General features: G+C 78.4%; 2 protein-coding genes. Both read left to right on the top strand.

Features of this window, described 5'->3' with window-relative positions:
* Window positions 1-590, top strand: a 590-nt coding sequence (locus ABZS51_RS42650) for a sulfite exporter TauE/SafE family protein (protein ID WP_355454036.1), incomplete at its 5' end; no start/stop codon positions are given.
* A gap of 53 nt (window positions 591-643) precedes the next feature.
* On the top strand, window positions 644-1,767 hold a 1,124-nt coding region (locus ABZS51_RS42655), incomplete at its 3' end, for a tetratricopeptide repeat protein (protein ID WP_355454039.1).

Raw genomic sequence — 1,767 nt, forward strand, 5'->3', positions numbered from 1 at the left:
GGCTCGGGCGGGCGCATCCGCCGGCGCTGGCCGGGTCGCTCGGCGCGGCGACCGTGCTGGTGCCGTGCGGCGTGACGCTCGGCGTGGAGATGGTCGCGGTCACCGGTGCCTCGGCGGCCGGCGGGGCGGCGGTGATGGCCGGGTTCGTGGCGGGCAGCGCCCCCGCGTTCGCGCTGCTCGGGTACGTCCTGCGGCGCGTCTCGCACACCCGCGTGGCCCGGATCGCCGGGGTGGTGGCGCTGGCCGCCGGGCTGTGGACGGCCGGGTCGGGGCTCAACCTGGGCGGCTGGCTGCCCGGCGCCACGACTCCGGCCGGCGCCGTCACCGGCGAGGAGGCGCCCGGCACCGGCCCCGTCACGGTGTGGGCCACGCGCGACGGCTTCCGTCCCGGGCTCGTGACGGCCCGGGCGGGCGTACCCGTGGAGATCGTGTTCAGGCTGGCCGACCCCGGCGGCTGCACCCGTACCGTCACCATCGAGGGCCGTGACGTGCCCCTCCCGGCGACCGTGCGGCTGCCTCCGCGACCACCCGGAACCCTGCGCTACGTATGCGCGATGGGGATGTACACAGGCTTCATCAACTTCTCCTAGTGCTCTCGGCGATTACACTCCGCACCGGCTCGATCACGTGCCACCCTGTGCGCATGGCGTGGTGGCAAGGTGAGGTGGCGGCACCGGCCGTTCCGGCGCCCCGGGTCGGCGACGAGCCCGAGCTGCTCCAGGCCGCGCAGGCGGGCGACCCGCAGGCCGCGCACCGGCTCGGCCGGCTCTGCGCCCAGCGCGGCGACCGCACGGCGGCCCGGCACTGGTGGGAGCGGGCCGCCGTGAGCGGCAACGTCGACAGCGCCTACAACCTGGGGATCTGGCACGAGAAGCACGGCAGCCTGGAGGAGGCCGTGTCCTGGTACGAGCGGGCGGCGGGCCGGGGCGACGTCGAGGCCGCGGTCAACCTGGCCACCCTGCTGCTGGAGCAGCGCGGCGACCCGGACGCCGCCCGCGGCTGGTTCGAGCGGGCGGCCCGCTCCGGCTCCCGGGCCGCGGCCCGCCGGCTGGCGCTGATCTGCGAGGACGCGGGCGAGCTGCCCGCCGCCCGGCAGTGGCACCGCAGGGCGGCCGGCGAGGGCGACCACGCCTCCGCGCACGACCTGGGCTTCCTCGCCTACGCCTGCGGCGACGAGGCCGAGACGGCCCGCTGGTGGGAGCACGCCACCCGGGGCGGCCACGCCGACTCCGCCTACCACCTCGGACTGCTCCTCCAGGCCCGCCGCGACCCGGAGAGCGCCGAGGCGTACTACCGGCTGGCCGCCACCAGCGACCACCCGGGCGCGGCCTCGCAGCTCGGCGGCATCGCGCTGTCGCGCGGCGACCTGCGCACGGCCCGCGCCTGGTACGAGCGGGCCGCCAACGCGGGGCGGCTGGGCGACCAGCGCATGGCCGGGTTCGTGTGCGTGGAGCTCGGCGACCCGGCGGGGGCCAGCCACTGGTTCGGCCGGGCGGCGGCCGCGGGCGACGCCGGCTCGGCGTTCGGCTTCGGGCTGCTGCTCATCGCCGAGTACGGCGACCTGGCCGCCGGGCGGCACTGGTTCCGGGTGGCGGCGCTGGCCGGGCACCACCACGCGGCCGTGGAGCTGGGCGGGCTGCTGTCGGCCGCCGGGGAGTTCGCCGAGGCGGAGCGCTGGCTGTCCCACCCGCCGCCGCCCGGCTGGGACCGGGTGACCGAGCCGGAGCTGGCGGCGCGGGCCGAGCTGGCCGCGGCCGCGACCGGCCG

Origin of the sequence: Nonomuraea sp. NPDC005501 (genome assembly GCF_040605905.1) — a bacterium.
Taxonomy (GTDB): Bacteria; Actinomycetota; Actinomycetes; order Streptosporangiales; family Streptosporangiaceae; genus Nonomuraea.